The 5329-nt window shown below is 36.6% G+C and carries 4 protein-coding genes; 1 reads left to right on the forward strand and 3 read right to left on the reverse strand.

All coding sequences use genetic code 11. The features are described 5' to 3' along the window. Nucleotides 1-1272 (forward strand): Spy0128 family protein (locus tag M1G14_RS05090; RefSeq protein ID WP_247926369.1); only part of this gene is annotated, 1272 nt, incomplete at its 5' end. A 55-nt stretch (nucleotides 1273-1327) separates the two neighbouring features. On the opposite strand, the gene M1G14_RS05095 is transcribed toward M1G14_RS05090, so the two are convergent. The 3 genes from M1G14_RS05095 to M1G14_RS05105 all read right to left on the reverse strand — a co-directional run bounded on the left by M1G14_RS05095 (nucleotide 1328) and on the right by M1G14_RS05105 (nucleotide 5188). Further along, nucleotides 1328-2095, reverse strand: coding sequence for a hypothetical protein (locus M1G14_RS05095; RefSeq protein WP_247926370.1), 768 nt, complete (start codon nucleotides 2093-2095; stop codon nucleotides 1328-1330). Nucleotides 2096-2129: 34 nt separating this feature from the next. Further along, complete coding sequence (locus M1G14_RS05100) at nucleotides 2130-3521, reverse strand: hypothetical protein (protein ID WP_247926371.1); 1392 nt, start codon at nucleotides 3519-3521, stop codon at nucleotides 2130-2132. 188 nt (nucleotides 3522-3709) lie between these two features. Further along, nucleotides 3710-5188 (reverse strand): hypothetical protein, encoded by a 1479-nt coding sequence (locus M1G14_RS05105; RefSeq protein WP_223345974.1) that lies wholly within the window; start codon nucleotides 5186-5188, stop codon nucleotides 3710-3712. Nucleotides 5189-5329: the final 141 nt, after the last annotated feature.

Genomic DNA, 5329 nt, shown 5'->3' on the forward strand with positions numbered 1-5329 from the left:
AAAGCAAATGAGTTTACTTTCCTTCTCAAGGATCAAAATGGTACGCTCGTTGATACCAAGACAAATGGTGAGAATGGGGATATTCTCTTCAATCCAGTAAGCTTTAATGAAGCTGGTACTTTCACCTATACAATTGTTGAACAAAAACCAGCTACACCAGAATCAGCGATCACTTATGATGAGTCTGTTCATACTGTAACAGTGACTGTCACAAAAGATGCAACTGGACAATTGAATGCGGATGTGCAATACGACGGTAAGAAAGATACTCCTACTTTTACCAACACGTATACACCTCCGACACCTCCAACTCCAAGTGAAAAACAAATTACCACAAGTAAGATTTTAGAAGGTCGTGACCTTCAAGGTGGTGAATTTAGCTTTAACCTCTTGGACGAAAATGGAACTGTTCTTCAAACAAAACAAAATGCTGCGGATGGTACAGTGACATTTGATGCGATTGCCTACACGGAAGCGATGATTGGTACTCATAAATATACCATTAAAGAAGTCGTGCCAGCTGATCAGGCAAATATCCAATATGACGAAGGTCAAGTGGATGTCACAGTGACCGTCACAAAAGATGAAGCATCAAACGCTATCCAAGCAGTTGTTTCATACGGTGCGAAGAAAACCTTTATCAATAAGGTCATCCCACCAACTCCACCAACAGTGAATAATCCTGAATTGAAACTTTACACCCTTAGAGTTCGTAAGGTAGATGAAAAGGGTGATTACCTTGCCGGTGCGGTATTTGGACTCTTTGAAGCGGATGGTGTGACACCTGTTGCAAATCCTTATGGTCAAGGCCAAGCACAAGCGATTTCTGGTCAAGACGGACTTGCAAGCTTCGTTGGATTTGAAGCTAAAGAGTATGTCATCAAAGAGCTCTCAGCTCCAAGTGGTTACCAACTTTCAGATACAACCATCAAGGTCTCTGCAAGCGACTTTGCTTCTGCAACAAACCTTGTCGTTGATAAAGGAAACGTGGTGAATAAACTTCTTCCACCTCCACCATCAACAGATATTCCAAATATACCAACACCAAGTAATAGCAAACCTAAAACTCCATCACCAAATGGAGATAAGCCTAAGCCTAGTGACAAACCTAAATCTAGTGAAACTCCTAAATCTAGTGACAAGCCTAAAGAAGGTAAACGATCTCTTCCTTCAACAGGAACTGCAGATCATTTAGGACTTCTTGTAACTGGTTTGACATTCGTCGCTACAGCTATTGCTTCTATGACACTTAAGAAGAAGGAAGACTTCTAAGCAACATGAAAGATCTAGTCAAACACGACTAGATCTTTTTTTGTATCTGCTTCTCTTATTCTGGTTTGTTTTGATCTTCATAAAAAATAACTTTCCCATCTTTAACTTTGAATGAGTAACTGATGGAATCAGCATAACTACCTTTGGAATAGTAGAAATCATAGGCACCATCCGGTAGTTTGCTAGCGTCTAATTTTTTAGCTGCTGCTTTTAAGTCTTGTTCCTTAACGGATACACCATCCTCTATATAAATAGTCATACGGATTAACTCTTGATCGATTAAGGTCTGAAAAGGGATTTGATAGTAACCAGCAAAGTCCTTTTTCCCTTCTTTGAGATTTTGACTTGCAATACTATCTAGAATTTGCTCCTTCTCATCACGGTTGGAGTTAGATAAAAAACAAAAGAAACTAATAGGAAGACCTAGAGATTGCTTCTTTATTTCAGTCTCTAGTTTTTCCTCGATATTTTTAATAGATTTCTGTTTTAAAAACGCTTCCTTGTATGATGGAAGAAAACTACTATATGACCTCGACCAGTCATCTTTAAAAGTTACGTCCTCATCTTCCAATTGTACCGTTTGATCATCGTAGGTCTTCTCAGAGTATGCGTAGCTCACATGATACTGTGGGTATTCTAGGGCAGTCCAGGATAACTTAGTGATGGTAACTTTGCCATGAAGATCATTTTCTTTAAAAACTTCTGTAACAACTTCTTTAGCCTTTTTGTAATCACTCGGTGTCATGATCTTACAACTGGAAAGAAACAGGCAACATAGAATAAGTGGAATTCCTGCGAATAGTTTGAAATAATTGAGCTTCATAGCCTGACCTCCTTGCTAAATTCGACCTAATCGATTAATTTTTTACAGCATATGGGAACCTTTTTTTAATATCTTCTTTCATCTTTTTATTAGGAATCTTCTCTAAATCCATATATTTGAAGAATTCTTCATCATTTTGAACGACATGAACCTTCCCATCTTTAGTATACTCAGCTGGTATGGTCAGATCACCGAAGGACTGACCAAAATCTCTAGAGACCACGTAGTTCTGTACTTCATATAAGCGTCTCAGCAATGAGAACTCTGTAGTATCGTTACTTTGATTTAAATCCTTTTTAAAATATTGGAAAAATTCTTTTTTATTATTCGCAAGATGTTCTTGACCATCTTTTGAAAATTCTGCTGGTATCTTATGATACCGTAGGACATCATCCCATCCACCTGAACGCTGCTCTGGAACTTTATAAAGCAGTTCCAAAAATGAAATATCAAAGTTGAGATCTTCTGGTCCGAGAAAGTATAGGTAGGCATTCTCCCCTTTTGTCGGTTTTTCATCCCATTTTAAAGTAGTTGGATTATTCCCTTTGCTTAAAATCGAATATACTTTCGGATAGAGTGTTTTCAATGGGATATCCTTAGTCTCATTACTACGATCTGTAAATAACAAACGTGAATGTTGGAGCTGCAATTGTCCTCTTTCAAAATTGTATTCAAATGGATGTAAGTCTTTGTCGCTTTCTCGATTTTCTTTTTGAACTTGTTCATAACCTTTGCCTGATGAGGTTTTCCAAGCGAGCTTTCCATCCTTAACATTCATTAACCCTATACGAGATTGATACTCTGTTTGTACATAGATATTTCCAGGTTCTACAATATATTTGTCTTTCTTATCGACAAGAATATCAATCGGAATGTATGTTTCTCCATCATCTGTATCCAACAACATAGAAGAAACTTTAACAGATAAGGGGATATAATTCTTATCCATATCTCGTACTATCTTAAAAACATCATATGTTTTCTTCACTAAGCGCTTGTCCTTGGTATCATAGACATCAATGAGCCAGTACTCTCCCTTTTGTGCTTTATTTGTAGTTAGGTAAGGAACTTGATTACCACGAATATAATATTGAAAATAGAGACGTGGGTCAGATTTTAATTTGTAACTTTCTTGTGCAATGTACCGTTCACTATTTCCACCATTTATAAACCATTCTACTTTAACTTTTGGATTGTACGAATTTGCTTCCAGCGCCTCATCCACTTCTTTTTTATTATCCCATTGAATAGCTACTGCTTTCCCACCTGCAATAAATTGGGAATCAACTATGTGTGGACGAGGTTTCCAAGTTACAAATTGTGATATATCACGCTTATGAATTTCATACCGGATAAACCAGCCTCCTGCCAAGGTAACAAGTAATACAAATATCCAAAACTTGATTGATTTAAAAATCTTCTTCATTCTCTCTTTTCTACTTTCTGTACGCTTCTTTTACCTTATTTGTTCGTCATTTTTCTTTAAAAGTATTCCGACTTTTCCAACCACATATGAATAAATTTCTTTAATAATTTATTGACAACTGAAGCTTCTTATAATTTCTTAAACTCACTAGCTTTTACAATAAGCTGATTAAAGATTTGGATTTTTCTCTATTTTTGAACGACCCATTTGGCATCACCATAAACGATCGTAAACGGCCCATCCCCATCTGTTAAATAGTTAATTTTATATATACCAGATTCTCCTGCTTCAAGGACTGTTGGCTGTTTGTAATTTAAAGTATTATTCAACATATAAGCAGATTTGCCATGGCCATCATAGAGATCTACATTTGTATAATCTGGAGTATTTTCAATACTGAGAGGTGTTGTATTCGATAGGGTGAATTCGACGATCAATCGATGTTGTTTTTTCCTTGTATCGATACGGTCTTGATCATCCTGAACATCCAAATTTGGATCGTCTGTTACACTATTCAGTGTAACTTCTAAGCCATTAGCAAATACAACTGGCTCTCCAATTGCATAACTTTTAACAGGATTTTTGGGATTAAAATTCTTTAATTTTTCTTTTATCTTTTGTCCGTCATTATTATTTCCAGATGGGATGGTCCAAAAGATATTATTCTCATCTTGCTTACCATACTGATTATCCCCCTTCATTTGCTGAGGGATTTGTAAGAGAATAGCCAAGTTTTTTAAATCAATTCGAACATCACCTTGATTTGTCACTTCCATTTCAACCGTGAATTCCGTAGGCGAAGTTTTACTATAAGCATAACCGGATAATGAGGTTGCCTCGAAATTTTTGTTAACTAACTGTTGTAAAACTGTTGAAAGCATGATATAGGAAATATGATCATCTCGATTTATTTCTTTTTCAGCATACCTTTGATGGAATTCATCGAGCCAATCATAGAAGGCTTGATTGAAATCTGACTCATTAGGATTTTTATAATATTTATTCCCTCTCGGTAAAAGCTCTGGGAAGTACGTTGGTACCTGAATGCGAATAAATACTTTGTTTCCCTTAACTGCATAGCCCTTTAATTCATATTTTTTTCCAAAGCTCAATGCATTCGTCATGAGCTTCAAATACATGGGACCATATATTTTGAGGGGGTACTTCTCACCAAGATATTCCACATAAGTATTTGGATCAAAAGTACTACTGTTTTTTTCAATTTTAGGGATAATATAATCGTTCCAGAGTCGAGTATACATATCCTCTTGATTTTTTGCCCCATTGGCCTTGATTACTGTGTCTATTCCCCTTGGATCTACATAGATTCCTTCAACGACCTGCAAAGCTTTTTGAACTCTTCCTTCCTCAGATAGAGAGACTTCATTCGGTTGCTGTCCATATATTGAAATACCATCGCTATCATCTGACCTCATATATTGTGGAAGTTTTTCAAACGTTATGTATCTGATACTGTTCTTTGCATCCCAATCAAATGTTGCTGCAGGTCCTGTCTTGTCAAAATGAATGTTTTTTCGATCGATTTTCTTCTGTACTTCTTTATTCGAAGAACCTTGTTTTTCTACAGTTCCTTGTTTGCAGGCACTCAAACATACTGGTATAAGTACCGAACATAAGACAAGGCCCCATTTTATTTTCTTCTTCATTTCATCTCCTCCTAATCTCTTCCTCATTTTACCATCAATCCCCCCTTTTGTCAGTCAAATAGATAGAGGCTGGGACAAAAGTCCTAGCCTCTCAATTATTTTTGGATTGTCGAGCAAGACGCAGTGGTTGAGTGGGCTCTA

The sequence above is a fragment of the Streptococcus parasanguinis genome, from assembly GCF_023109675.1.
Classification (GTDB): domain Bacteria; phylum Bacillota; class Bacilli; order Lactobacillales; family Streptococcaceae; genus Streptococcus; species Streptococcus parasanguinis_I.

What these genes read in the sequence shown, in the direction of transcription:
- M1G14_RS05100 (WP_247926371.1), bottom strand. Translation starts at nt 3,521, where the DNA reads ATGAAGAAGATTTTTAAATCAATCAAGTTTTGGATATTTGTATTACTT.
- M1G14_RS05105 (WP_223345974.1), bottom strand. Translation starts at nt 5,188, where the DNA reads ATGAAGAAGAAAATAAAATGGGGCCTTGTCTTATGTTCGGTACTTATA.
- M1G14_RS05095 (WP_247926370.1), bottom strand. Translation starts at nt 2,095, where the DNA reads ATGAAGCTCAATTATTTCAAACTATTCGCAGGAATTCCACTTATTCTA.